This is a genomic window from Pseudomonas sp. LBUM1647 (assembly GCF_059716175.1).
In genome coordinates this window covers 5735920-5762706 of the sequence record NZ_CP166809.1, presented here as the reverse complement: position 1 = coordinate 5762706, position 26787 = coordinate 5735920, and the positions used below count along the sequence as shown (strand labels likewise).

Genomic DNA, 26787 nt, shown 5'->3' with positions numbered 1-26787 from the left:
GTCGGGCGACCTGGGGCAACTGTTCGGCTGCCAACCGATCGGCTCATCGTGTCCGTATGGTACGTAGGCTCACAGACAAGTGTTACGTGCATGCGTTGCAACGTTTTACAGCGCAATTCCCGAATTCCCGACGAAACACGCCAGGTAGTGGCGCAAAGCTAGCATTTTGCCCGGTTCTGCAAATCATTCCTTTGGCTGATTTGGCTGGCGTCCAAGCGCACTAAAGTGCTTACTTTCAGCCACGACCGTGCAGTCAGAAAAGGGACTCTTATGTTGCAGACTCGCGTTATCCCTCCAGCCGAAGGCGCCTACCAGTATCCGCTGCTGATTAAACGGCTGCTGATGTCCGGCGCTCGTTATGAAAAAACCCGCGAGATCATTTACCGCGACCAGTTGCGCTACAGCTATCCGACCCTGATCGAACGGGTCGCAAGGCTGGCCAACGTGCTGACGGCGGCCGGCGTCAAGGCCGGGGATACCGTGGCCGTGATGGACTGGGACAGCCATCGTTATCTGGAATGCATGTTCGCCATCCCGATGATTGGCGCGGTGATCCACACCATTAACGTGCGCCTGTCACCGGAACAGATCCTCTACACCATGAACCACGCCGAGGACCGCTTTGTGCTGGTCAACAGCGAGTTCGTGGGGCTTTACAACGCGATTGCCGGGCACCTGACCACCGTCGAGAAAACCCTGCTGTTGACTGACCTGCCGGAAAAAACCGCCGACCTGCCGAACCTGATCGGCGAGTACGAACAATTGCTGGCGGCGGCGAGCACGCAGTACGACTTCCAGGACTTCGACGAAAACTCGGTCGCGACCACGTTCTACACCACCGGCACCACCGGTAATCCCAAAGGCGTGTATTTCACCCATCGGCAACTGGTGCTGCACACCATGGGCGTGTCGACCATCATGGGCGCCATCGACAGCGTGCGTTTGCTGGGCACCAACGACGTCTACATGCCGATCACCCCGATGTTCCATGTACACGCTTGGGGCTTGCCGTACGTGGCGACCATGCTCGGGCTCAAGCAGGTCTATCCCGGTCGCTATGACCCTGAGTACCTGGTGGAGCTGTGGCGTAAGGAGAAGGTCACCTTTTCCCATTGCGTGCCGACCATCCTGCAAATGGTCCTCAATTCCAAAGCGGCGCAAGGCACGGATTTCGGTGGCTGGAAAATCGTCATCGGCGGCAGTGCGCTGAACCGTGCGCTTTACGACGCGGCCAAGGCCAAGGGCATTCAACTGACCGCCGCTTACGGCATGTCGGAAACCGGGCCGTTGGTGTCGTGTGCACACCTCAACGATGAGCTGATGGCCGGCACCGAAGACGAACGCACCACGTACCGGATCAAGGCCGGTGTACCGGGGCCATTGGTGGAGGCGGCGATCGTCGACACCGACGGCAACTTCCTGCCCGCCGATGGCGAGACCCAAGGCGAACTGGTGCTGCGTGCACCGTGGCTCACCGAGGGCTATTTCAACGAACCGCAAAAGGGCGCCGAGCTCTGGGCCGGGGGCTGGCTGCACACCGGTGACGTAGCGACTCTGGACAGCATGGGTGTGATCGACATTCGCGACCGGATCAAGGACGTGATCAAGACCGGCGGCGAGTGGATCTCCTCCCTGGACCTTGAAGACTTGATCAGCCGCCACCCTGCGGTACGCGAAGTAGCAGTTGTGGGCATCGCCGATCCGCAGTGGGGTGAACGTCCGTTCGCACTGCTGGTGGTCCGCGAAGGCCATGTGATCGGGGCCAAAGAACTGAAGGAACACCTCAAGCCATTCGTGGAGCAGGGGCATTTGAGCAAGTGGGCCATCCCGAGCCAGATCGCCCTTGTTACTGAAATTCCCAAGACCAGTGTCGGCAAACTCGACAAAAAGCGTATTCGCGTCGACATCACCGAATGGCAAGCCAACAACAGCACCTTCCTCTCGACGCTTTAAGCGTCACCTGGCGTGCCCAAAAGGGCACGCCAGCCCCACCAAGCAAGCGCTTGGCTTGTCAAATCTGAAATTTCAGCCATCCTTGCCGGGCCGACGGGCGTCGGCTTGGCAAAGGACTGTTCCAGAGTGGCTGGCAGCTGCAAATCACACTTTAGAGGGATCAAGCAGTACTACCTGCTGGCTATAGTCCGCTCAAGGATTTTTAAGAACGGAGCAAACGCACAAACCGGGGCGATGCAACTTTGGAATGACTTAGGGACACCTTGGCTCCCAGTCATCCACAGCGTTTTTAGAAGTGCTCACTGCCATAACAATAATGCACATGGAGTAGCGTCGATGACATCAGTAAACCAGTTCTGGCGCCGGGCAAAACTGCCCCTGGCGGTCAGTCTTGCCTCTACGCTCGCCGGGCCAGCATTCGGCGTCAGTTTCAACGTTGGTGAAATCGAAGGTCAGTTCGACTCGTCCCTGTCGATCGGTGCCAGTTGGTCTACTGAAAGTGCCAACAAGAACCTTATCGGCGTCAACAACGGCGGCCGCGGTCTGTCCCAGACTTCCGACGACGGTCACCTGAACTTCAAGAGCGGCGAAACGTTCTCCAAGATCTTCAAGGGCATCCATGACCTTGAGTTGAAATATGGCGATACCGGCGTTTTCGTCCGTGGCAAATACTGGTACGACTTTGAACTCAAGGACGAAGACCGTCCGTTCAAGGACATCAGCGACAGCAACCGCAAGGAAGGCGCCAAATCCTCCGGCGGCCAGATCCTCGACGCCTTCGTCTACCACAATTACTCCGTTGCCGATCAGCCGGGCTCCGTGCGTCTGGGCAAGCAAGTAGTGAGTTGGGGTGAAAGTACTTTCATCGGCGGCGGTATCAACTCGATCAACCCGATCGACGTGTCCGCGTTCCGTCGTCCCGGCGCCGAGATCAAGGAAGGCCTGATCCCGGTCAACATGTTCTACGTGTCCCAGAGCCTCACCGAGAACCTCTCGACCGAAGCCTTCTACCAGCTCGAATGGGACCAGACCGTTACCGACAACTGCGGCACCTTTTTCTCGCAACCGGACGTGATTTCGGATGGCTGCGACAACAACCTGGCCGTACTGCGCACCCGTAACGGACTCAACAGCGCACTGACGTCTGCAGGGCTGCCGGCTTCGCTGCGTAATGCCAGCATCAACACCCTCGCTGCCAATGGCGTGACGTGGGGTAACCCGGATGAAGGCGTAATCGTTCGTCGCGGTCCGGATCGCGATGCCCGTGACAGCGGTCAATTTGGCGTGTCCTTCAAATACATGTTCGATCCGCTGGACACCGAGTTCGGCGCCTACTTCATGAACTACCACAGCCGTGCGCCGATTTTCAGCGGCAAAGGTGCTCCGGCGAGCGCTTACAGCGCGGCGGGCCTGGTGGGCTCGCTGGTGGCCAGGGGTGTTCCTCTCGCTGTCGCGCGTAACCTGGCACCGACCTTGTTGCCATTGAATGTGGCCGGTAACTCCAGCTACTACGTCGAGTACCCTGAAGATATTCGCCTGTATGGCTTGAGCTTCTCTACCACGTTACCGACAGGTACTGCGTGGAGTGGTGAAGTCAGCTACCGGCCGAATGCTCCGGTTCAGCTCAACACCACCGACATTCTCTTTTCCGGTCTGACACCTCTGAACCCTAACGTTTCCGTACTCCAGGGTACGCCAGGGGCGGATCAAAAAGGCTATCGCCGCAAGGAAGTCACCCAGCTCCAGACGACCCTTACTCACTTCTTCGACCAGGTGATGGGCGCTGAGCGACTGACCCTGGTGGGCGAGGTCGGCTTTACTCACGTTGGTGGTCTGGAAAGCACTAACAAAGCGCGTTACGGCCGTGACCCGAGCTACGGCCCGGGCCCTTTGCCAGGTGGTCAGTGCCAGACATTGAACAGCGGCACCCTGGCCGGCGGACCACAAAACAACGTGAGTCGCTACTGCGAAAACGACGGGTTCACCACCGCAAACTCCTGGGGCTACCGTGGTCGTGCCATCTGGGAATACAACGACGTATTCGCCGGTGTGAACCTCAAGCCGAACGTGGCCTGGTCTCATGATGTGGAAGGCTACTCGCCTGGCCCTGGCGGCAACTTCGAGGAAGGTCGCAAAGCGGTGAGCCTGGGCGTCGATGCCGAGTACCAGAACACCTACACCGCGAGCCTGGCTTACACCAACTTCTTTGATGGCAAGTACACCACCGTCGATGACCGCGATTTCGTTGCGCTCAGCTTCGGCGTGAACTTCTAAGCACTGCATTATCAGGACGAACACACCTATGAAAATAACAAAGAGTCTGTTCCACGTCGGTGTTCTGGGGCTTTCGCTGCTGGCGACCGGCGTCATGGCGGCGGTCCCTGCGGCCGAAGCGGACAAACTGGGCAAGAGCCTGACCCCGATGGGCGCCGAGATGGCAGGCAACGCTGACGGATCGATCCCGGCCTGGAAACCGATGGCGAAAAACGCCGGCAACGTCGACGGCAAAGGCTTCCTGTCCGACCCGTACGCCAGTGAAAAACCGCTGTTCACCATCACGGCGCAGAACGTCGACCAGTACAAGGACAAACTCGCACCGGGCCAGTACGCGATGTTCAAGCGCTACCCGGAAACCTTCAAGATGCCGGTCTACCCGTCCCATCGCGGCGCGACCGTGCCGGATGCCGTGTTTGCCTCCATCAAGAAAAACGCCACCGCCACTAACCTGGTGTCCGGCGGCAACGGTCTGGAGAACTTCGAAACCGCAGTTCCATTCCCGATTCCGAAGACCGGCGTCGAAGTCATCTGGAACCACATCACTCGCTATCGCGGTGGCAGCGTGACCCGTCTGGTGACCCAGGCCACGCCGCAGCCGAACGGCTCGTACAGCCTGGTGTACTTCCAGGACCAGTTCGTGTTCCGCGACAAGATGAAGGATTACGATCCGGCGAACCCGGGCAACATCCTGTTCTACTTCAAGCAGAAAGTGACCGCGCCGGCACGTCTGGCCGGTGGTGTGCTGCTGGTGCACGAAACCCTCGACCAGGTGAAAGAGCCACGTTCGGCGTGGGTCTACAACGCCGGTCAGCGTCGTGTGCGTCGCGCACCACAAGTGTCCTATGACGGGCCGGGTACCGCAGCCGACGGCCTGCGTACCTCCGACAACCTGGACATGTACAACGGTGCGCCGGATCGTTACGACTGGAAGCTCGAAGGCAAGAAAGAGATGTACATCGCCTCCGACAGCTACAAACTCGACTCGCCGCAACTCAAGTACGACGACATCATCAAGGCCGGTCACATCAACCAGGACCTGGCGCGTTACGAGCTGCGCCGGGTCTGGCATGTGGTGGCTACCTTGAAGGAAGGTCAGCGTCACATCTACGCCAAACGTGACTTCTACATCGACGAAGACACCTGGCAAGCGGCCGTGATCGACCACTACGACGGTCGTAATCAACTGTGGCGTGTGGCGGAAGCTCACTCCCAGAACTACTACAACGTTCAAGTGCCGTGGTACACCCTGGAAACCTTGTACGACCTGCAATCGGGCCGCTACCTGGCACTGGGCATGAAGAACGAAGAGAAATCGGCGTATGACTTCGGCTTCACCGCCACCACCAGCGACTTCACTCCGGCCGCTCTGCGCCAGGATGGTGTTCGCTAAGCTGCCCTGAACAGAGGCCGCATCCTCGAGAAACGCCCCGACTGGTTCGGGGCGTTTTTTTTGCCTTTAAAAAAGATCGCAGCCTTCGGCAGCTCCTACATTGGATCGGCGTACATCCTGTAGGAGCTGCCGAAGGCTGCGATCTTTTCGCTAACACCGAGGTGTTATGAGCCTGACACCTTTGCTTGTATTCTTTTTGTAGCCATTTGTAGCAATAACCTTCATTCCCTCTTCGTTTACCGCTAGGCTGCGGACATCTGCAACGCCGCCAACCGCCATTCAAACAAGAGCCGGCCATGACTGATCTGTCCCCACACCCGGGCCCTGCAAGCGTTGCCGTCGCGGCACTGGACGGGCGTTTTTTTCGGCCTCCATTGCCAGACGGTCATGTGCTGCGGCCTCGTCTGTGCGAGCGCCTGAGTGCGGGCCTCGGTGGCAGGCTGTTGCTGGTCAGCGCACCGGCGGGGTTTGGCAAGAGTTCGTTGGCGGTGGAGTTCTGTCAGGACTTGCCGGCTCACTGGCAAAGTCTGTGGCTGGGGTTGAGTCCGCGAGACAGCGATCCCGGACGTTTTCTTGAGCGGTTGCTCGAAGGCCTCCAGGACTTTTTTCCGCAACTGGGCAGCCAGTCCCTGGGCCTGCTGAAAATGCGGCAGCGGCACCAGCCGTTTGCCTTTGAAGAATGGCTGGACGGTTTGCTCGATGAGTTGGCCGTGCACCTGTCTTCGAGTACGCCCCTGCTGTTGGTGCTTGATGACTACCATCTGGCGCAGGGCCCGGTTCTCGATCGCTGCCTGCAATTTTTCCTCAATCACCTGCCTGACGGCTTGCTGGTCATGGTCACCAGTCGGCAGCGGCCGGACTGGCATCTGGCGCGCCTGCGGCTGTCGCGGCAACTGCTCGAGTTGAATGAACAGGACTTGCGCCTGACTCACGACGAAGCCTTGACCCTGCTTGATCGGCACAGCAGCTCCTTGCGGGGCGAAGCGCTGGAGAACCTCATCCAGCGCAGCGAAGGTTGGGTCGCCGGGCTGCGTTTCTGGCTGTTGGCGGCGTCTGAAGCGGGCTCCCAGGGTGCTTTGCCGCAGGCCTTGCATGGCGGGGAAGGGCTGATCCGCGATTACCTGCTCGAAGAAGTCATCGATTGTCTGCCCGCCGAGGTGCAGTCATTCCTTTACGACACAGCACCTCAGGAACGCTTTTGCAGCGAACTGTGCGACGCCGTTCGCGAAGCCCATGACAGTGCCGAGATCCTGCGTTTTCTGCTGGCACATCAGGTGTTCCTGGTGCCACTGGATGAAAACGGTCACTGGTATCGCTACCACCATTTGTTTTCCGACCTGTTGCGCACCCGGCCTACCGCGCAAGCGATGGTACCGGCGGCCAGCCTGCACCTGCGCGCCTGTCGCTGGTTCAATGCCCAGGGGCTGCTCGATGAAGCGGTGGAGCAGGCGTTGCGCGCCGGGCACCTGGACGTCGCGGCGAACCTGGTGCAGAACCTGTCCGAAGAGCAACTGCTGGCCGAACAGAACGTCGGCATGCTGCTGCGCTGGAAGATGGACTTGCCCGACAGCCTGCTGATCAGCACACCACGGCTGATCGTGCTGTACAGCTGGGCGTTGGGGCTGGCTTGTCAGCTGGACGCCGCCGAGGAGCTGGCCAGTCATTTGAGCCGCTTCCTGCCGGCCCCGTCGGCCACGGCGCAGAAATCCATGCTGGCGCAATGGCTGGCCCTGAGCGGGATCATCGCTCGCGGTCGCGGCAATCGTGAGCTGACGCTGCTCTATTGCACCGAAGCGCAGGAGAGCCTGCCCGCCAAACGCTACGGGCAACGCCTGATGTGCCTCTCGACCCTGTCCAACCTGGCCATTGCCGACGGCGACTTGTGGCGCGCACGCGGGTTGAACCGTGAGTCTCTGGAGTTGGCGCAACGGGTTGGCAACCCGCTGTTCGAAGCGCTGGCCCATTACGACCGCGCTCGTGTGCTGCAAGCGCGAGGGGAAATCCTTCGTGCGCTGGATGAAGTACGCCAGGGGCTGCAACGCCTGCAACGGTTATCCCCGCAACGGCTCTATGCCGTACGCGCCCGACTGACTTTGTACGAAGGCTTTTTGTTAGCCCTGCGATTGCAGCCCCAAGCCGCGCGGGCACGCTTGCAAGCCGGCTTGAATGAAGCACGCGCCTGTCGTGATATCAGCGTATTGATCGGTCACTGCGTGATCGCCAGGCTTGAGGGCAGCAGCGGCGAATTCGCCAAAGCCTTCGCCGAACTCGCCGAAGCCGAGCGCCTGATGCACATCTGGGACGTGCCACCGATCTACTACCTGGCGATGATCACCCTGGTCAAATGCGAACTCTGGCTGGCTCAGGGGCGTACCGATCTGGCCGAAGCATGGCTCGCTCGCTTGGGCCAGACCTATAACGGCGAACACGCGGCAGCCCCTCCGGAGTTCCATCCGCAACTGCCGCTGCATATCGAGTTGCAACAGGCCTTGCTGGAGGTCATTCAGGGGCAGCCGTTGCTGGCCGAAGGACGATTGAATGCGTTGCTTGAGCATGGGCAGCAAACCGGCAGGCAGCTGCTCAGCGTGATGGCACTGACCCAGAAAGTGACGTTATTGCTGGGGTGCGGACGCGAACCCGAAGCCCGCAAGGCCCTTGGTCAGGCGCTGGAAACGGCGGCCGGTGGAGTGCTGCAACCGTTTGACAGGTTGTTGACTGAACATCCGGACTGGCTACGTAACCAACTTCAACTCGGTGCGCCGACGCCCGTTTCACAGAGCCTTTCAGAACAACTTCCGGCAGTAGCAGCCCGTCCCGCGGAGTCATCCACCGCGGCGGAACAACTCAGTACGCGGGAAATGGCCGTCCTGCGCCTGATCGCCCAGGGATGTTCGAATCAGGAAATCAGCGATCAGCTGTTTATTTCGCTGCACACGGTGAAAACCCATGCCAGCCATATCAACAGCAAGCTTGGGGTTGAACGGCGCACGCAGGCGGTGGCGCGGGCGAAGGAGTTGGGGGTGTTGGCCTAGCGTATTTTTTGATGCGTATGACCGCAAATGACTCTATGCAAATGTGTGCGAAAATTGCCCGTCCCCGTTTCTCGAGCATGCCCCGATGTCCCAGCAGGTCAACCTCATCCGCGAAACCTTCCCCGTCGGCCCGTTGCAGTGCAACTGCACGATCATCGGCGATCCGATCACCAAAAAGGCCATCGTGGTCGATCCGGGCGGTAATCACGAACTGATCCTCGCGCGGCTCGACGCACTGGGCCTGAAGGTGGTCAGCATCATTCACACCCACGCGCATCTCGATCACTTCCTGGCTTCCGGTCAGTTGAAGGAGAAAACCGGCGCAACCCTGCATCTGCATAAAGAAGATCAGTTCCTCTGGGACAACCTGGAGATGCAGTGCCAGATGTTCGGCGTCCCTTACACGCCGGTGCCACCGCCGGATCGCTGGTTGGCCGATGATGAAGAACTGGCCTGCGGCTGCGGCGTGGCGTTGCACACACCGGGTCATACGCCGGGCTCCATGAGCTTTTGGTTTTCAGAGGCTAAGCTGCTGATTGCCGGCGATACGCTGTTCCGTCGCGGAGTAGGGCGCACGGATTTGTGGGGCGGCGATCAGGCGACCATCGTGCGGTCGATCAAGCAGCGGCTGTACACCCTCGATGAAGAGGCGACGGTGGTGACCGGGCATGGTCCGGACACGCGTCTGGGCGATGAAATGCGCGAGAACCCTTTTGTGCGGGCTTAATTGTTACAGACGGAATTTTTGTCCGCCGAAGCGATCCAACGCCCGCAAAGGCTGACGCCTTGTCCGTTGCACCACAGAATGCAAAAAAGTAGGAGCTCTTCATGTTCACCAAGCGTCGTTTGATTATTGTCGCTACTGCTGTGGCCTTGCTGTCTGGCTGCGCCTCGCCTAACCCTTACGACAATCAGGGTCAGGCTGACAGTGGCTCCACGGGCATGAGTAAAACCGCCAAGTACGGTGGCCTCGGCGCTCTGGCCGGTGCATTGGCCGGTGCTGCCATCGACCACAACAACCGTGGCAAGGGCGCGCTGATTGGCGCTGCGGTGGTGGGTGCTTCCGCCGCCGGTTACGGTTATTACGCCGACCAGCAAGAGAAAAAACTGCGCGCCAGCATGGCCAACACCGGGGTGGAAGTGCAGCGCCAGGGTGATCAGATCAAACTGATCATGCCGGGTAACATCACCTTCGCCACCGATTCGGCGAACATCGCGTCGGGTTTCTATCAGCCGTTGAACAATCTGGCGGGCTCGCTCAAGGAGTTCAGCCAGAACCAGATCGAGATCGTCGGCTACACCGACAGCACCGGCAGCCGCCAGCACAACATGGACCTGTCCCAGCGTCGCGCCCAGAGCGTGGCGACTTACCTGACTTCGCAAGGTGTGAGCGGCACCAACTTGAGCGCCCGTGGCGCTGGGCCGGATAACCCGGTTGCCAGCAACGGCGACGTCAATGGCCGGGCGCAGAACCGTCGGGTCGAGGTCAACCTGAAGGCGATTCCGGGTCAGCAGTATGGTGGCCAGCAGCCGGGCACCGTTCAGCAGTATCCATAAGGGGCTGATCTCTCCCTGATAGGAAAAATGCCCGATCCTTGAATGATCGGGCATTTTTTTATGTCGCCTGTTCTGGCCTGTTCTGGCCTCTTCGCGGGCAAGCCCGCTCCCACAGTGGATTGTATTTCCCCGAAAGAACTCGGTCTCCTGTGGGAGCGGGCTTGCCCGCGAAGAGGCCAGAATAGGCACTAGAGATATAGAATCAGCAACAAAAAAGCCCTCGGACAATCACTCGTCCGGGGGCTTTTTGTTTCGCGCGAAACCTGATTACTTCTTCAGGCCGTAATGCTCATCGAGCATGCCCGGCGCGTTCGGGGCTTTGGGGGCGTAGTCGCGAGGCGGCTCCTGATTGCGCGGCGGCGTCAGGCGTTCCCGTGGGGCGGCTGCCGCATCGGCGTGCAGCGAGGCCAGCAGGCGTTGGCGGGTTTGCTCGTCCAGGGCCAGGCGGTTGGCACCCTCGGCGAGGTGATCCTGCACTTCCTGATAGCTCTGAGTCAGCTTCTTGACCAGTGTTGCAGTGCTGTTGAAGTGGGTGACCACCTCGTTCTGATAACTGTCGAAACGTTCCTGAACGTCATCCAGCTGGCGTTGTGTGCTGCTAGGCGCGGCATTCGGCACCAGGCGAGCGATCAGGAAACCAATGGCGACACCCACAACCAGGGCAAGAGTCGGCAACAACCAAACTAAGAGCGAGTGTTCCACGAGTCCTTCCTCTATAAACGGCTTTGCTTTACGTTAACGGCTCGAACCTGCGCTGTATACCGCGATTCACTCGCAATAGATTGGCACAGACAATTTGCTAGACGAGTCGACCCGATTCGAGGTCACGGAGTTCCTTCCTTGCTTATGCGCGAAACCCCTGTAGTGATTGATGGCCCGGTCGGCCAACTGGAAGCTTTGTACCTGGACAATGAACAGCCGCGCGGCATTGCGCTGATCTGCCATCCAAACCCGGTGCAGGGCGGCACCATGCTCAACAAAGTCGTCTCGACCTTGCAGCGCACTGCGCGTGACGCCGGTTTGATTACTTTACGTTTCAACTACCGTGGCGTCGGTGCCAGCGAAGGCACCCACGATATGGGCACCGGCGAAGTCGACGACGCCCAAGCCGTTGCCGAATGGCTACGAGCCAAACACCCCGAGTTGCCGCTGACGCTGTTCGGATTCTCCTTCGGCGGTTTTGTTGCAGCAAGTCTCGGCGGACGTCTGGAAGCCAAGGGTGAGCAGCTCAAGCACCTGTTCATGGTCGCGCCTGCGGTGATGCGTCTGGGCGATCAGGATCAACTGCCGCAGCAAGGCGAGCTGACTCTGATCCAGCCGGAAACCGACGAAGTCATCGACCCGCAAGCTGTCTACGACTGGACCTCGAAACTCGAGCGCCCCCATGAGCTGCTGAAAGTGGCAGAATGCGGACACTTTTTTCATGGCAAGCTGACCGATCTCAAGGATCTGATCCTGCCGCGTCTTTCGAATTGATTGCAGTCTGACAAGCGATTACCCATGACGACTCGTACCCGTATCCTCACCGGCATCACCACCACCGGCACGCCGCACCTGGGCAACTACGCCGGCGCCATCCGCCCGGCGATCATCGCCAGCCTTGACAGCAATGCCGATTCGTTCTACTTCCTGGCCGACTACCACGCCCTGATCAAATGCGATGACCCGCTGCGCATCCAGCGCTCGCGTCTGGAAATCGCCGCGACCTGGCTGGCCGGTGGGCTGGATGTGGACCGCGTAACCTTCTATCGCCAGTCCGACATCCCGGAAATCCCAGAGCTGACCTGGTTGCTGACCTGCGTTGCTGCCAAGGGCCTGCTCAACCGCGCCCACGCCTACAAGGCCTCGGTGGACAAGAACGTCGAAACCGGCGAAGACCCGGACGCCGGCATCACCATGGGCTTGTACAGCTACCCGGTGCTGATGGCCGCGGACATTCTGATGTTCAACGCCCACAAGGTGCCGGTCGGTCGTGACCAGATCCAGCACGTGGAAATGGCCCGTGACATCGGCCAGCGCTTCAACCATCTGTTCGGTCAGGGCAAAGAATTCTTCACCATGCCCGAGGCGCTGATCGAAGAAAGCGTCGCCACGCTGCCAGGCCTCGACGGTCGCAAGATGTCGAAGAGCTACGACAACACCATTCCGTTGTTCAGCAGCGCCAAGGAAATGAAGGACGCGATTTCGCGGATCGTCACCGACTCCCGTGCACCGGGCGAAGCGAAAGATCCGGACAATTCGCACCTGTTCACCCTGTTCCAGGCGTTCGCCACGGCGGCGCAGGCCGACGAATTCCGCAGCGAACTGCTGCAGGGCCTGGGTTGGGGCGAGGCGAAGAATCGTCTGTTCCAACTGCTGGACAGCGAGTTGGGTGAGTCCCGCGAACGCTATCACCAGTTGATCGAACGCCCGGCAGACCTGGAAGACATCCTGCAGATCGGCGCGAAAAAGGCCCGTTCGGTGGCGACGCCGTTCCTGCACGAATTGCGCGAAGCGGTCGGTCTTCGTTCCTTCGTTGCCCAGACTCAAGTCGCGGCGACCACCAAGAAGAAAGCCGCGAAAGCCGCGCGTTTCGTCAGTTTTCGTGAAGACGACGGCAGTTTCCGCTTCCGTCTGCTGGCGGCCGACGGCGAGCAGCTGCTGCTGTCGCGCAACTTCGCCGACGGTAAAACCGCAGGCCAGGTGACCAAGCAACTGCAATCGGGTCAGCCATTGGACGTGCGCAACGAAGACCTGAGCTTCAGCGTCTGGCTGGAAGGCGAGTGTGTTGCCGACAGCCCGACGTTTGCTGACAACGCCGCTCGCGACGTCGCCATCGACACCTTGCGGGTTGCTCTGACGCCGGTTCAGGAATAAATCAGCGGCTCGGCCCGACCAAGGGCCGATTGCCATTCCCACGGGCCGTCGCTACAGTGACGGCCCGTTTTTGTTGCCTTGCTAACGAATTATGACGCCCCTAGAACGATATCAAGCTGATCTGAAACGCCCGGAATTCTTTCATGACGCCGCGCAGGAAACTGCGGTGCGCCACTTGCAGCGCCTGTACGACGATCTGGTCGCGGCCTCGCACAGCAAACCGGGTCTGTTCGGCAAACTGTTTGGCAAGAAAGACGCGGCACCGGTCAAGGGTCTGTACTTTTGGGGCGGCGTCGGCCGTGGCAAGACCTATCTGGTCGACACCTTCTTCGAAGCGCTGCCGTTCAAGGAAAAGGTCCGCACTCACTTCCACCGCTTCATGAAGCGCGTGCACGAAGAGATGAAGACCCTTGGCGGCGAGAAAAACCCGCTGACCATCATCGCCAAGCGCTTCTCTGACGAAGCCCGGGTGATTTGTTTCGATGAGTTCTTCGTGTCCGATATCACCGACGCGATGATCCTCGGCACGCTGATGGAAGAGCTGTTCAAGAACGGCGTGACCCTGGTCGCGACTTCGAATATCGTGCCGGACGGTCTGTACAAGGACGGCCTGCAACGTGCGCGCTTCCTGCCAGCGATTGCGCTGATCAAGCAGAACACCGAGATCGTCAACGTCGACAGCGGCGTCGATTATCGTCTGCGTCACCTTGAGCAAGCGGAGCTGTTCCACTTTCCGCTGGATGATGCGTCTCACGAAAGCCTGCGCAAGAGCTTCCGCGCCCTGACGCCGGAATGCACGGCAGCCATCGAGAACGATGTGCTGATGATCGAGAACCGCGAAATCCGAGCCTTGCGCACGTGCGATGACGTGGCCTGGTTCGACTTCCGTGAACTCTGCGACGGCCCGCGCAGCCAGAACGATTACATCGAACTGGGCAAGATCTTCCATGCCGTGTTGCTCAGCGGTGTCGAGCAGATGAGCGTCACCACCGACGACATCGCCCGACGCTTTATCAACATGGTCGACGAGTTCTACGACCGTAACGTGAAGCTGATCATTTCTGCTGAAGTCGAGCTCAAAGACCTTTACACCGGCGGTCGCCTGAACTTCGAGTTCCAGCGCACCCTCAGCCGTTTGCTGGAAATGCAGTCGCACGAATTCCTGTCCCGGGCGCATAAGCCTTAGGAAATTTCGGATAATAAAAAAGGCCTGCATTGCAGGCCTTTTTTTATGCGTTGTAGAAACTCTCTGGCACACCAAAATCCCCTGTGGGAGCGAGCCTGCTCGCGATTGCGGTGTGTCAGTCACATCAATGTTTAATGTGATACCGCTATCGCGAGCAGGCTCGCTCCCACATGGGATGTGTGTTGGATTTGAGTATTAGGCGGCTTGCTGGAACTGCTGCCGATACTGGTTCGGCGACAGCTCGGTGTGCTGGCGGAACAGTCGAGCGAAGAAGCTCGCATCGTCGTAACCGACCTCGTAGCTGATGGTCTTGATGCTCTTACGGCTGCCGGACAGCAGGCCCTTGGCGGTTTCGATGCGCAGTCGTTGCAGGTAATGCAGCGGTTTGTCGCCGGTGGCGGTCTGGAAGCGCCGCATGAAATTGCGGATGCTCATGCCGTGTTCGCGAGCCACGTCTTCGAAGCGGAATTTGTCGGCGAAGTGTTCTTCGAGCCAGTGCTGGATCTGCAGGATGATCACATCCTGGTGCAGCTTCTGACCGCCGAAACCGATTCGTCCTGGCGAGTAGCTGCGCTGCACTTCATAAAGAATGTCCCGCGCCACGGCCTGGGACACGTTGGCGCCGCAGAAGCGTTCGATCAGGTAAATATAAAGGTCGCAGGCCGAGGTGGTGCCACCCGCGCAGTACAGGTTGTCGGCGTCGGTCAGGTGCTTGTCCTGATTGAGCTGAACCCGTGGGAAGCGTTCGGCAAACGCATTGAAGAAGCGCCAGTAAGTGGTCGCTTCCTTGCCGTCGAGCAGCCCGGCCTCGGCCAGCCAGAACACCCCGGTGGCTTCGCCGCAAAGTACCGCGCCGCGAGCATGTTGCTGACGCAGCCAAGGCAGGACCTGTGGATAACGTTGGCAAAGGGTGTCGAAATCGTCCCAGAAGGCTGGAAGGACAATGATGTCGGCGTTTTCCAGGCCGCCGTCCACCGGCATGATCACGTCACTGAAGCTGTTCACCGGTTTGCCGTCGGGGCTGACCAGGCGGGTTTCGAACGCCGGCGTCAGGCCTTGGCCCAGTTGTTTGCCGTAACGCAGGCTGGCCAGGTGGAAGAAATCCTTGGCTTGCATGAGGGTGGAAGCGAAAACCCGGTCGATAGCCAGGATGCTGACGCGCCGTAAGGGCGTGGAGACTTGGTTAGACATAATTCAACTTTATTCTTATAGGGGAAAGTGGTCACCAGACGGCTGGATCGTCTTATTTTTTGTCTGATGTGTCCAGTGTCCTGTGTCGGATGCGAGGCATAGTCTCTGAAGGTCAATTCCGGCTAACAATAACGACAGGTGCCGCATGATCCCCAGAACCTTGTTCAGTTCCGAGCACGAACTTTTTCGCGACAGCGTGCGAACGTTCCTCGAAAAAGAGGCCGTGCCGCTCCATGGGCAATGGGAAAAACAAGGCTATATCGACCGCAAACTCTGGAACAAGGCAGGGGAGGCGGGGATGCTGTGTTCGCATCTGCCGGAAGAGTACGGCGGCCTGGGGGCGGACTTTCTCTATAGCGCGGTGGTGATCGAAGAGATCGGTCGACTCGGCCTGACCGGTATTGGTTTTTCTCTACATTCGGACATCGTCGCGCCTTACATCCTGCATTACGGCAGTGAAGCGCTGAAACACAAATACCTGCCGAAACTGGTGTCTGGCGAGATGGTTACGGCGATTGCCATGACTGAGCCGGGTGCCGGTTCCGACCTGCAAGGGGTGAAAACCACCGCGGTGCTCGATGGCGACGAGTATGTGATCAACGGTTCGAAAACGTTCATCACCAACGGCTTTCTTGCTGACCTGGTGATTGTCGTCGCCAAGACCGATCCGAAGGCTGGCGCGAAAGGCACCAGCCTGTTTCTGGTGGAAGCCAACACCCCAGGCTTCGCCAAGGGCAAGCGTCTGGAAAAAGTCGGCATGAAGGCTCAGGACACCTCGGAACTGTTTTTCCAGGACGTCCGGGTGCCCAAGGAAAACCTGTTGGGGCAGGCCGGGATGGGCTTCGCGTACCTGATGCAGGAATTGCCTCAAGAGCGTCTTACCGTTGCCATCGGCGGGCTTGCTTCGGCTGAAGCGGCGCTGCAATGGACGCTGGATTACACCCGCGAGCGCAAGGCATTCGGCAAGGCGATCGCCGACTTCCAGAACACCCGCTTCAAACTGGCGGAGATGGCGACCGAGATTCAGATCGGTCGGGTCTTCGTCGATCGCTGTCTGGAACTGCACCTGCAAGGCAAGCTCGACGTGCCGACCGCGGCGATGGCCAAGTACTGGGGCACTGACCTGCAATGCAAGGTGCTCGACGAGTGCGTGCAGTTGCATGGCGGTTACGGTTTCATGTGGGAATACCCGATCGCCCGGGCGTGGGCGGATGCGCGGGTGCAGCGGATTTATGCGGGGACCAATGAAATCATGAAGGAGATTATTGCGCGGTCGCTTTGAATCATCTGTGGTGGCTGAAAAGATCGCAGCCTGCGGCAGCTCCTACATGGGTTTGACGTACACCCTGTAGGAGCTGCCGAAGGCTGCGATCTTTTCGGGATCACCGCAAATTACGGTGCAGGGTTCGGGTGATCCTTGTGAATCGCCTCGATCCCCTCCAGCACTTCATCGGACAGCTTCAAGTCGAAGCTGGCAATGTTGCTGTCCAATTGCTCCATAGTCGTCGCGCCAATGATGTTGCTGGTCACAAATGGCTGCTGAGTGACAAACGCCAACGCCATTTGCGCCGGGTCCAGGCCGTGTTCACGCGCCAGTGCCACATAACGACTGCACGCTGCTTCCGACTGCGGGTTGAAATAGCGGCTGAAGCGGCTGTAGAGGCTCAGGCGGCCTTTAGGCGGACGCGCGCCACCTTCGTACTTGCCCGACAGGAAACCGAACGCCAGCGGCGAATAGGCGAGCAAGCCGCACTGTTCGCGGATTGCGATTTCCGCCAGACCGACTTCGAAGCTGCGGTTGAGCAGGTTGTACGGGTTCTGGATCGACACGGCGCGCGGCCAGCCACGGGCTTCGGCCAGGGCGAGGAAGCGCATGGTGCCCCATGGCGTTTCATTGGACAGGCCGATGTGGCGGATCTTGCCGGCCTTGACCTGCTCGTCCAGCGCTTCGAGGGTGTCCTCCAGCGGCGTGAGGTTGGCTTCGGTCTGGTGTTTGTAACCGAGCTGACCGAAGAAATTGGTGCTGCGCTCCGGCCAATGCAGCTGGTAGAGGTCGATGTAGTCGGTCTGCAAGCGCTTGAGGCTGGCGTCCACGGCTTCGGTGATGTGCTGGCGGTTGTGTCGCAGGTTTTTGTCGCGGATGTAGTCGATGGTGTTGCCGGGGCCGGCGATCTTGCTCGCGAGAATCCAGTCAGCGCGATCACCACGGCTTTTGAAGTAATTGCCGATGTAGCGTTCGGTGGTGGCGTAGGTTTCGGCCTTGGGCGGCACCGGGTACATCTCGGCGGTATCGATGAAATTGATCCCGGCACTCTTGGCCCGTTCAATCTGGGCGAAGGCTTCAGCCTCGCTGTTTTGCTCGCCCCAGGTCATGGTTCCGAGGCAGATGGCGCTCACGTTCAGATTGGTTCGGCCTAGCTGGCGATAGTCCATCGGGTGCTCCTTGGGCAAAACAATCATAAAAGCAGGTTGAATTATTTTTCGCAATCTGCATAATTGCGCACCTCTTTCTGCAGTGGAAGTGATGCGCCGCCGCCGAAGAATCTTGCCGTTGAACGGACGCGCCGACCCGAGCCCCCGAAAGCGTCTGTATCCGGCTGCCTTTGACTTGTCAAAGTACGCACTATTCAGTAAGATCCGCCGTCTAATTTACAGGGCGGCCCCTGAGGCTATAAAGAATGAAAACTTTTACTGCTAAACCGGAAACAGTACAGCGCGACTGGTTTGTCGTCGACGCTGCAGGTCAGACCCTGGGTCGTCTGGCCACCGAAATCGCGAGCCGTCTGCGTGGCAAGCATAAAGCTGAGTACACTCCTCACGTTGACACCGGCGATTACATCGTCGTTATCAATGCCGAGCAGATTCGTGTAACCGGTGCTAAAACCACCGACAAAATCTACTACTCCCACTCCGGTTTCCCGGGCGGCATCAAGTCGATCAACTTCGAAAAGCTGATCGCTAAAGCCCCTGAGCGCGTGATCGAGACCGCGGTCAAAGGCATGCTGCCTAAGAACCCGCTGGGTCGCGACATGTATCGTAAGCTGAAAGTCTATGCGGGCGCTGTACACCCTCATACTGCTCAGCAGCCCCAAGAACTGAAGTTTTAACGGAATAGTTCATTATGTCGGCGACTCAAAATTACGGCACTGGCCGTCGCAAGACCGCAACCGCACGCGTTTTCCTGCGTCCGGGTACTGGTAACATCTCCATCAACAACCGCACCCTGGAAAATTTCTTCGGCCGCGAAACTGCCCGCATGGTAGTTCGTCAGCCGCTGGAACTGACTGAGACTGTCGAGAAATTCGACATCTACGTCACCGTGATCGGTGGTGGTGTAAGTGGTCAAGCTGGCGCAATCCGCCACGGTATCACTCGCGCACTGATGCAGTACGACGAAACCCTGCGTGGCGCTCTGCGCAAAGCTGGCTTCGTTACTCGCGATGCACGTGAAGTTGAACGTAAGAAAGTTGGTCTGCGTAAAGCGCGTAAGCGTCCGCAGTACTCGAAGCGTTAATTCGCTTTTACGTTCAAAAAGAACGCCCAGTTTCCTCGCGAAGCTGGGCGTTTTTTTATGGGCGCGATTTATCAAAGAATTGCTCTGTGACAACTTGCCACAGCCGTAGAAGCCCTATACTGCAAGGCTTGGCAGTGGAGCCCCTCGGTAATTACCTTGTCAGAATTGGGGCTTTTCATTACCATTCGGCAAAATTTTTATAAGTTCAGATTTTTACTTAGTAGACGCCTGATTTAACAGGCCACAAAGCTGATGGGAGAGGACTGAATGAGCAATGACGGCGTGAATGCAGGCCGGCGTCGCTTCTTGGTAGCAGCCACATCCGTGGTGGGTGCTGCAGGAGCGGTGGGGGCTGCGGTCCCGTTCGTGGGGTCATGGTTTCCCAGTGCCAAGGCGAAAGCCGCAGGTGCACCGGTGAAGGTGAATGTCAGCAAAATCGAGCCAGGCCAGCAGATGATTGCTGAGTGGCGCGGTCAGCCGGTGTTCATTGTCCGCCGTACCGAGGAAATCCTGGGGAATCTGAAAAAGATCGAGGGCCAGCTGTCTGACCCGACCTCCAAGAACTCGACACAACCGACCTATGTCGACCCGGAAACGCGTTCGATCAAGCCAGAGGTTCTGCTGCTGATCGGTATTTGCACACACCTGGGTTGCTCGCCGACCTTCCGTCCAGAAGTGGCACCTGCGGATCTGGGCAAGGACTGGGTAGGTGGTTATTTCTGCCCTTGCCACGGTTCCCACTACGATCTGGCTGGCCGCGTCTACAAGTCGCAACCTGCGCCTTTGAACCTGCCAGTTCCCCCGCATTCCTATGAGACCGATGACATCATTGTCATTGGCGTCGATACGGAGAAAGCGTGATGAGCAAGTTCATGGATTGGGTTGATGCGCGTTTTCCCGCGACCAAAATGTGGGAAGACCATCTCAGCAAGTACTACGCCCCGAAGAACTTCAACTTCTTCTATTTCTTTGGTTCCCTCGCACTGCTCGTTCTGGTCAACCAGATCGTTACCGGTGTCTGGCTGACCATGAGCTACACCCCGTCGGCGGAAGAGGCGTTTGCTTCCGTCGAATACATCATGCGCGACGTCGAGTACGGCTCGATCCTGCGTCTGCTGCACTCCACCGGCGCCTCGGCGTTCTTCATCGTGGTCTATCTGCACATGTTCCGTGGCTTGCTCTACGGTTCGTACCAGAAGCCGCGTGAGCTGGTGTGGGTCTTCGGCATGCTGATCTATCTGGCGCTGATGGCTGAAGCCTTCATGGGTTACCTGCTGCCGTGGGGCCAGATGTCCTACTGGGGTGCCCAGGTGATCATCTCGCTGTTCGGTGCGATCCCGGTCATCGGCAACGATCTGACTCAGTGGATCCGTGGTGACTACCTGATTTCCGGTATCACCCTGAACCGCTTCTTCGCCCTGCACGTTGTTGCCTTGCCGATCGTGATCCTCGGTCTGGTGGTGCTGCACGTTCTGGCGCTGCACGAAGTCGGTTCGAACAACCCGGACGGCGTGGACATCAAGAAATTCAAAGACGAAAACGGTGTACCGCTGGACGGCATTGCCTTCCACCCGTACTACACCGTGAAAGATATCGTCGGCGTGGTGGTGTTCCTGTTCATCTTCTGCTCGATCGTGTTCTTCTTCCCGGAAATGGGTGGTTATTTCCTCGAGAAGCCGAACTTTGAAGTGGCGAACGCCTTCAAGACTCCAGAGCACATCGCTCCGGTCTGGTACTTCACGCCGTTCTACGCGATTCTGCGGGCGATTCCGGACAAGCTCCTGGGCGTTATCGCCATGGGCGCGGCCATCGCTGTGCTGTTCGTCCTGCCATGGCTAGATCGTAGTCCGGTCAAGTCGATGCGCTACAAAGGCTGGCTGAGCAAGATCTGGCTCTGGGTGTTCTGCATCTCGTTCGTGATCCTGGGCGTGCTGGGCGTATTGGCCCCAACCCCTGGGCGGACGTTGCTGTCGCAGGTATGTACCTTCCTGTACTTCGCCTACTTCATTCTGATGCCGTTCTACACCAGGCTCGAGAAGACCAAACCGGTTCCGGAAAGGGTGACTGGCTGATGAAAAAGCTATTTGCTGTACTGATTCTTGCTGCTTTGCCTGTGCTGTCCTTCGCGGCCGAACACGGTGGTCCTGAGCTCGAAAAGGTCGATATCGACGTTTCCGACAAGGCTGCCATGCAGGATGGCGCGCGTACATTCGCGAACTACTGCATGGGCTGTCACAGCGCCAAGTTCCAGCGTTACGAGCGTGTCGCCGATGACCTGGGCATTCCGCACGACTTGATGCTCTCGAAGGTGGTGTTCACCGGCGCCAAGATCGGCGACCACATGAGCATCGGCATGCAGCCGGCTGACGCCAAGACCTGGTTCGGTGCGGCACCGCCCGACCTGACCCTGGTCGCCCGCGTTCGTGGCACTGACTGGCTTTACGGTTACCTGAAATCGTTCTACGAAGACCCATCGCGTCCTTGGGGCGTGAACAACAAGGTATTCCCGAACGTCGGGATGCCTAACGTTCTGGTCGGCCTGCAGGGTCGTCAGGTGGTAGGCTGTAAACAAGTTCAAATCGTCGAAGACGGCAAGAAGCAATACGATCCGCTGACCGGCACGGCTTTGACTCATGAAGCCTGCGACCAGCTGACCATACTGCCCAAAACCGGCACGCTGAACGAAGAGCAGTTCGACGAGAAGGTCAAGAATCTGGTGACCTTCCTGGCCTACTCGGCCAACCCGGTGAAGCTGCAGCATCAGCGCATCGGTACCTATGTGTTGCTGTACCTGGCGTTCTTCTTCGTATTCGCATACTTGCTCAAGCGTGAATACTGGAAAGACGTCCATTGATATTGCTGTAAAATTGCTGTCAATCGCGCGCGCCCAAGGGCGTCTCTGAAGGTGTAACGAGCCTGGTGATCCAGGCGTTACGGGAGGCGCCCTCTGGGCGCGCGCGTTTTTCCGTTTCCGATAATTTCAACAAGCGAGGAGGACCGCCATGGGCGTGACCAATCGGTTGGCCTGTTACTCCGACCCCGCCGACCACTATTCCCACCGAGTGCGTATCGTACTTGCAGAGAAGGGTGTCAGCGCCGAGATCATTTACGTGGAAGCTGGTCGCCAGCCGCCTAAACTGATTGAAGTGAACCCTTACGGCAGCTTGCCCACCCTGGTCGATCGTGACCTGGCGTTGTGGGAGTCGACCGTGGTGATGGAATATCTGGATGAGCGTTACCCGCACCCGCCTTTACTGCCGGTTTATCCAGTGGCGCGTGCCAACAGCCGTCTGCTGATTCATCGTATTCAGCGTGACTGGTGTGGTCTGGTGGATCTGATCCTGGATTCCCGGTCCAAGGAAGCGGCCCGTGTCGTGGCTCGTAAAGAGCTGCGCGAAAGCCTGACTGGCGTGTCGCCATTGTTTGCCGACAAGCCGTTTTTCCTCAGTGAGGAACAAAGTCTGGTGGATTGCTGCCTATTGCCAATACTCTGGCGATTGCCGATTTTGGGTATTGAACTGCCGCGGCCTGCCAAGCCGCTGCTTGATTACATGGAGCGCTCGTTTGCGCGTGAGGCTTTCCAGGCGAGTCTGTCTGGTGTCGAACGCGATATGCGCTAAGGCTTAAGGAGCCGCTATGAACTCCAGTCGACCTTATCTGGTCCGCGCGCTCTACGAGTGGATTGTGGACAACGATTGCACCCCGCACATGCTGGTCAATTCCGAGTATCCGTCGGTGCAGGTGCCTCAGGGTTTTGCCAGTGACGGACAGATTGTCCTGAACGTATCGCCGGCAGCCGTGCGTCATCTGCACATGGACAACGAAGCGGTCAGCTTCGAAGGGCGCTTCGGTGGCGTGCCGCACACCTTGTACGTGCCTATCGCATCGATCCTGGGCATTTACGCCCGGGAGAACGGTCAGGGCATGGTGTTCGATCTGGAATCGCCTATGGAAGACGAGGAAGAGATCGAGCCGGATGACGATATTCCGCCACCCGACAGCGAGCCGCCGCGTCCCAGCGGTCGACCCAGTTTGAAAGTGGTGAAGTAATAAAAAAGGCGATCCGGATGGATCGCCTTTTTTATTACTTCACCACTTTCAAACGTAGGAGCTGTCGAGTGAAACGAGGCTGCGATCTTTTGATTTTGCTTTTAAAAGATCAAAAGATCGCAGCCTCGTTTCACTCGACAGCTCCTACAGATCGATGGCGACCGTAGGTGTCAGTCGATGTACTCAAACAGCTTCACGATCTTCTGCACACCGGAAACGCCTTGCACCAGGTTGGTGGCTTGAGCGGCTTCCTGTTTGGTCAGCAGACCCAGCAGGTAGACGATGCCGTTCTCGGTAACAACCTTGATGCGCGAGCCCGGAATGTTCGGGTCGGTGAGCATCTGGGTCTTGATCTTGGAGGTCAGCCAGGTGTCGTTCTGGCGGGCAAGGAAGCCGGAAGGTGGCAGGACTTGCAGTTCGTTGTGGACTGTCTTCACCCGCTGAACAGCCGCAGCGGCCTGTTCGGCTTTGGCCTTGAGGTCGGCGCGCGGGGTTTGCCCGGCAAGCAGCACGACGCCATTGAAGCTGGTGACGACGATATGCGAGTCGTTATCCAGGGCTGGATCGGCCTTGGCAATGTTCACGCCGACCTTGGTGTCGATCAGAGAGTCGTCGATCTTACTGCCGAAGGTGCGGGTGCCGCGGTCATCTTCAATCGGTGCTTCACGGCTGGCGTTAACCACCGAGGTGCAGCCGCTGATGCCGAGGCACAGGGTCAAGGCCAGAAGGCCTAGGCGATTAGGGGTCATTCTTCACTCCCGAACAGTTGGCTGTCGATCAAATCGCAAAGGCAATGGATCGCCAGCAGGTGGACTTCCTGAATACGTGCGGTGACGTTGGCCGGTACGCGAATCTCGACGTCCTCGGGCAATAGCAGCGACGCCATGCCGCCGCCATCGCGACCGGTCAATGCTACGACAATCATTTCGCGATCATGTGCGGCCTGGATCGCTTGAATAATGTTTGCCGAGTTGCCGCTGGTGGAAATCGCCAGCAATACGTCACCCGGCTGGCCGAGGGCGCGGATCTGTTTGGAGAAGATTTCGTTGTAGCTGTAGTCGTTGGCGATCGAGGTGATCGTCGAGCTGTCGGTGGTCAGCGCAATCGCTGGCAGGCTAGGACGCTCGCGCTCGAAACGGTTGAGCAGCTCGGACGAGAAGTGCTGGGCATCACCGGCAGAGCCGCCGTTGCCGCAGGACAGCATTTTGCCTTCGTTGAGCAGGGCGTTGACCATCACCTGGCTGGCTTGCTCGATGTGCGGTGCAAGTACGTCCATCGCCATTTGCTTGGTATCGATACTGGCCTGAAAAAGCTGGCGAATTCGGGATTGCATGTCCATCTGTGTGACCTTAATTAGCGCGGCTACTCGGCACATGAATGTGCAGCCCGCAAAGCAAAGAGCAAAAGTGTTGGGTGAAAGTGTCCGGTTCGGGGCGCACGCGATCAGCTGTCGAAGGCATTCTGCAGCCAGTTCAACTGATCGAGGTTGCTGTCGATGGCAACCACGTCGAAGCGGCAAGGGGAATTGGCCCAACGCGACTCGCGCTGAAGAAAATACTGCGCGGCAACTATCAGCTTCTGCCGTTTGCGCTCATCAATGCTACCGAGCGCGCCTCCCCATTGAGTGTTTTTTCTGTAGCGGACTTCAACGAATACTACTGTATCGCCATCAAGCATGACCAGATCAAGCTCGCCGCGTTTGCACAACCAGTTCTGCGCCAGCAGGCGCAGACCCTGTTGCTGAAGATGCTCGAGCGCATGGCGCTCGGCATCTTTACCGCTTTGCTGGCGTGACCTGTCGGGCATCAGCGCGGGGTGTCCGGCAGGCGTTGAACCTGGCCGTTGACGAACTGTGCCCATGGCAACTGACGCACGACTCGCTGGTTTGCAGTCATGCCCAGGCTGCCCGATTGACCTTCGATGCGGCTGTCCGGCAGAGCCTTGAGTTGACCCAGTCGTGGTGCCAGGCGATAGGCATCAGCACCCATCGCATACAGACGGCCCAGGCTGCCACCAGCTTGCGGCCACTGCGCGGTCACTTGTTTGCGCAGTGGATCGTTGGCCTCCAGCAACCATGGAGTTTCGCAGAAGCGAATGCCGTTCATGTCGTTGTACTGATTCACATCGCCGCTGGCGCTGAACACGTGGGAGGTGGCATAAACCGGCACGTCACCAGCGTACTGGAAGTTCAGGGTCGGCTTGATCTGCTGGGCTTGCTGAGGCGTTGCGGCCAGGAAGATGAACTCGATGTCCTGGCGGCGCGAAGGCTGGGCGGCTACCTGTCCGCCAACGGTGCTTTGCAGGCTCTTGGCACGACCTTCGCTCTGACGCAGCTGGAACATGTCGGCAATCTGCTGGGCCAGTTGAACCGGTTGGTCGACGCGTTCGGTGGCGACGATGCTGCCACCGTTAGCCTGCCAATCCTGGCTGAATGCTCTCAAGACGCGATCGCCCCATTCGCCTTTCGGCACCATGATGGCTGCGCGATGCAGGCCATCGGCGCGAGCGCGGCGGGACACTTCGCGGGCTTCGTCTTCAGCGGCAAGACCAAACTGAAACAGCTGGCCCGGACCTTGTTCGCCTTCGCTGTAATTCAGCGCCAGGGTGGTGATCGGCAGTTGCGGGCGAGCGCTGAGCTGTTTGACCAGCGGTTTCTCCAGCGGGCCGACGACCAGTTGCACGCCGTCGGCCTGAGCCTTGCGATAGAACTCATCGAGGGACGTCAGGCGCGAGCTGTCATAGAACTCGATGGCTGGCGGCTTCTGCCCGGCTTGTTGGGCCTGGTAGTGAGCAGCCATGAAACCTTCGCGCAGTGCTTTGCCGACCGACGCCAGCGGGCCGTCTTGTGGCAGCAGCAGGGCGATTTTGCTCAGGGGCTGGCTGGCCAGTTCCTTGAGCTTGGTCAGTGGCAGCGGCAATTGAATGGCGGCCGGGTGCTTTGGATTCTGTGCGCGCCAGTTGTCGATCGCGGCTTGCTGCTGTTCCAGGGTGCCGGCCGTTTTCACCGCCAGCGCCAGGCCCATCCAGCCGCCGAGGTCGTCAGTGGCAGTTGGCTGCAATTGATCGGTCGGCAGCGAGGCGATCAGGGTCCAGATCGCTTCGTGGTTTTTGCTGGCGGCTTCACCTTCAAGCATTGGTGCGATGAAGATGCGTTCCCGTGCGGCAGCCAGGGTCTGGCCATCGGCTTCAAGGGCGCGGGCATGAACAGTGCCGGTGCGAACCTGTTGCTCAACCGGCAGTTCGCTCAGGCGTTGCAGGCTCGGATGACTCAAGGCTGTCAGCGCCGCTTTCGGCTGATTGCGAACCATGGCCAGTTCAGCCGCCAGGGTACTGGCGAAAACCTGTTGGCCAGGCTTGAGTGTTTCGACGGGGACTTGTTGCAGGATTTGCGCGGACTGGCCGGCATTCCCCTGTCGATAGGCCAGGTCTGCCGCGCTCAGGCGCAACAGGGAGGCTTTTTCCGGGTCTTTGCTTTGAGCGGCCTGTGCGAGCAATTGCTCGATACTGGCATCCGGGGTCCGTGGAAGTTCGCCAAGGCTGGAGGAGGGCGAGCTGGCGCAAGCCGCCAGCAAGGCAGCGAGGCAGAGGGCAGTGAGCAGCCGCAGGCAAGCGATCATGTAAGTGTTCCTGATACTCGATCAAATTAGCGTGGAATTGTACCCAAGCACTGGCCGGGGCGCGATGTTACTGGCGTGAATCGATCAATTTAGCTCGTGCAAATGTTGCGGCACTGCACAAAAGGCTGCAAAACCGAGGGTTGCTTGCGCGTATCGCGAACGTC

General features: G+C 58.7%; 24 protein-coding genes. 17 read left to right on the top strand and 7 right to left on the bottom strand.

What is annotated here, in order from left to right:
- Positions 1–270: 270 nt before the first annotated feature.
- The 6 genes from ACA059_RS26560 to ACA059_RS26535 all read left to right on the top strand — a co-directional run bounded on the left by ACA059_RS26560 (position 271) and on the right by ACA059_RS26535 (position 10209).
- Positions 271–1953: a fatty acid--CoA ligase gene (locus tag ACA059_RS26560; protein WP_497631555.1), complete on the top strand. Its 1683-nt coding sequence runs from the start codon at positions 271–273 to the stop codon at positions 1951–1953.
- A 336-nt stretch (positions 1954–2289) separates the two neighbouring features.
- Entirely contained in the window at positions 2290–4227 is a 1938-nt protein-coding gene (locus tag ACA059_RS26555) for a DUF1302 domain-containing protein (protein WP_497631554.1), read from the top strand.
- Between the two features lie 28 nt (positions 4228–4255).
- The gene (locus ACA059_RS26550) at positions 4256–5620 is read left to right on the top strand and encodes a DUF1329 domain-containing protein (protein ID WP_415771337.1); all 1365 of its coding nucleotides are present in this window, start codon (positions 4256–4258) and stop codon (positions 5618–5620) included.
- 296 nt (positions 5621–5916) lie between these two features.
- Complete coding sequence (locus ACA059_RS26545; protein ID WP_497631553.1) at positions 5917–8652, top strand: winged helix-turn-helix domain-containing protein; 2736 nt, start codon at positions 5917–5919, stop codon at positions 8650–8652.
- Positions 8653–8737: 85 nt separating this feature from the next.
- Positions 8738–9379, top strand: coding sequence for an MBL fold metallo-hydrolase (locus ACA059_RS26540; protein WP_123365669.1), 642 nt, complete (start codon positions 8738–8740; stop codon positions 9377–9379).
- Between the two features lie 101 nt (positions 9380–9480).
- Positions 9481–10209, top strand: coding sequence for a YiaD family glycine zipper/OmpA-like lipoprotein (locus tag ACA059_RS26535; RefSeq protein ID WP_497631552.1), 729 nt, complete (start codon positions 9481–9483; stop codon positions 10207–10209).
- Between the two features lie 267 nt (positions 10210–10476).
- On the opposite strand, the gene ACA059_RS26530 is transcribed toward ACA059_RS26535, so the two are convergent.
- The gene (locus ACA059_RS26530) at positions 10477–10911 is read right to left on the bottom strand and encodes a Z-ring associated ZapG family protein (RefSeq protein WP_123365671.1); all 435 of its coding nucleotides are present in this window, start codon (positions 10909–10911) and stop codon (positions 10477–10479) included.
- 144 nt (positions 10912–11055) lie between these two features.
- Here ACA059_RS26530 and ACA059_RS26525 point away from each other — a divergent pair, with 144 nt between their 5' ends.
- The 3 genes from ACA059_RS26525 to zapE all read left to right on the top strand — a co-directional run bounded on the left by ACA059_RS26525 (position 11056) and on the right by zapE (position 14251).
- Entirely contained in the window at positions 11056–11685 is a 630-nt protein-coding gene (locus tag ACA059_RS26525) for an alpha/beta hydrolase (RefSeq protein WP_497631551.1), read from the top strand.
- A gap of 24 nt (positions 11686–11709) precedes the next feature.
- Positions 11710–13065, top strand: coding sequence for a tryptophan--tRNA ligase (locus ACA059_RS26520; protein ID WP_497631550.1), 1356 nt, complete (start codon positions 11710–11712; stop codon positions 13063–13065).
- Between the two features lie 91 nt (positions 13066–13156).
- On the top strand, positions 13157–14251 hold the full coding sequence (zapE, locus tag ACA059_RS26515; RefSeq protein ID WP_008155962.1) for a cell division protein ZapE: 1095 nt from the start codon (positions 13157–13159) through the stop codon (positions 14249–14251).
- 195 nt (positions 14252–14446) lie between these two features.
- On the opposite strand, the gene ACA059_RS26510 is transcribed toward zapE, so the two are convergent.
- The gene (locus tag ACA059_RS26510; protein ID WP_173860460.1) at positions 14447–15343 is read right to left on the bottom strand and encodes a GlxA family transcriptional regulator; all 897 of its coding nucleotides are present in this window, start codon (positions 15341–15343) and stop codon (positions 14447–14449) included.
- A gap of 244 nt (positions 15344–15587) precedes the next feature.
- Here ACA059_RS26510 and ACA059_RS26505 point away from each other — a divergent pair, with 244 nt between their 5' ends.
- Entirely contained in the window at positions 15588–16724 is a 1137-nt protein-coding gene (locus ACA059_RS26505; RefSeq protein ID WP_150659111.1) for an acyl-CoA dehydrogenase family protein, read from the top strand.
- Between the two features lie 110 nt (positions 16725–16834).
- Here the strand turns inward: ACA059_RS26505 and ACA059_RS26500 are convergent, their stop codons facing one another.
- On the bottom strand, positions 16835–17875 hold the full coding sequence (locus ACA059_RS26500) for an NADP(H)-dependent aldo-keto reductase (protein WP_497631549.1): 1041 nt from the start codon (positions 17873–17875) through the stop codon (positions 16835–16837).
- Between the two features lie 245 nt (positions 17876–18120).
- Here ACA059_RS26500 and rplM point away from each other — a divergent pair, with 245 nt between their 5' ends.
- The 7 genes from rplM (at position 18121) to ACA059_RS26465 (ending at position 23006) form a co-directional block, all read left to right on the top strand.
- Entirely contained in the window at positions 18121–18549 is a 429-nt protein-coding gene (gene rplM, locus ACA059_RS26495) for a 50S ribosomal protein L13 (protein ID WP_007905295.1), read from the top strand.
- A gap of 14 nt (positions 18550–18563) precedes the next feature.
- Positions 18564–18956, top strand: a complete 393-nt coding sequence (gene rpsI, locus ACA059_RS26490) for a 30S ribosomal protein S9 (RefSeq protein WP_003216038.1) — start codon at positions 18564–18566, stop codon at positions 18954–18956.
- Positions 18957–19223: 267 nt separating this feature from the next.
- Positions 19224–19817: a ubiquinol-cytochrome c reductase iron-sulfur subunit gene (gene petA, locus ACA059_RS26485; RefSeq protein ID WP_007905300.1), complete on the top strand. Its 594-nt coding sequence runs from the start codon at positions 19224–19226 to the stop codon at positions 19815–19817.
- On the top strand, positions 19817–21028 hold the full coding sequence (locus ACA059_RS26480; protein WP_497631548.1) for a cytochrome b: 1212 nt from the start codon (positions 19817–19819) through the stop codon (positions 21026–21028). The genes petA and ACA059_RS26480 overlap by 1 nt, the downstream gene beginning before the upstream one ends.
- Positions 21028–21810: a cytochrome c1 gene (locus tag ACA059_RS26475; protein WP_129441363.1), complete on the top strand. Its 783-nt coding sequence runs from the start codon at positions 21028–21030 to the stop codon at positions 21808–21810. The genes ACA059_RS26480 and ACA059_RS26475 overlap by 1 nt, the downstream gene beginning before the upstream one ends.
- Positions 21811–21958: 148 nt before the next feature.
- Positions 21959–22576 carry a glutathione S-transferase N-terminal domain-containing protein gene (locus ACA059_RS26470; protein ID WP_008155978.1) on the top strand — a complete coding sequence of 206 codons (618 nt, stop codon included), beginning with the start codon at positions 21959–21961 and terminating at the stop codon, positions 22574–22576.
- A gap of 16 nt (positions 22577–22592) precedes the next feature.
- The gene (locus tag ACA059_RS26465) at positions 22593–23006 is read left to right on the top strand and encodes a ClpXP protease specificity-enhancing factor (protein WP_008155980.1); all 414 of its coding nucleotides are present in this window, start codon (positions 22593–22595) and stop codon (positions 23004–23006) included.
- Positions 23007–23176: 170 nt separating this feature from the next.
- On the opposite strand, the gene ACA059_RS26460 is transcribed toward ACA059_RS26465, so the two are convergent.
- From ACA059_RS26460 to ACA059_RS26445, 4 genes are all read right to left on the bottom strand, one after another.
- Entirely contained in the window at positions 23177–23755 is a 579-nt protein-coding gene (locus ACA059_RS26460) for a BON domain-containing protein (protein WP_008147477.1), read from the bottom strand.
- Positions 23752–24345 carry a phosphoheptose isomerase gene (locus tag ACA059_RS26455; RefSeq protein WP_008025961.1) on the bottom strand — a complete coding sequence of 198 codons (594 nt, stop codon included), beginning with the start codon at positions 24343–24345 and terminating at the stop codon, positions 23752–23754. Before ACA059_RS26455 ends, ACA059_RS26460 begins: the two co-directional genes overlap by 4 nt.
- A gap of 104 nt (positions 24346–24449) precedes the next feature.
- Positions 24450–24812, bottom strand: coding sequence for a YraN family protein (locus tag ACA059_RS26450; protein WP_140677850.1), 363 nt, complete (start codon positions 24810–24812; stop codon positions 24450–24452).
- On the bottom strand, positions 24812–26623 hold the full coding sequence (locus ACA059_RS26445) for a penicillin-binding protein activator (RefSeq protein WP_497631547.1): 1812 nt from the start codon (positions 26621–26623) through the stop codon (positions 24812–24814). Before ACA059_RS26445 ends, ACA059_RS26450 begins: the two co-directional genes overlap by 1 nt.
- Between the last annotated feature and the right edge of the window lie 164 nt (positions 26624–26787).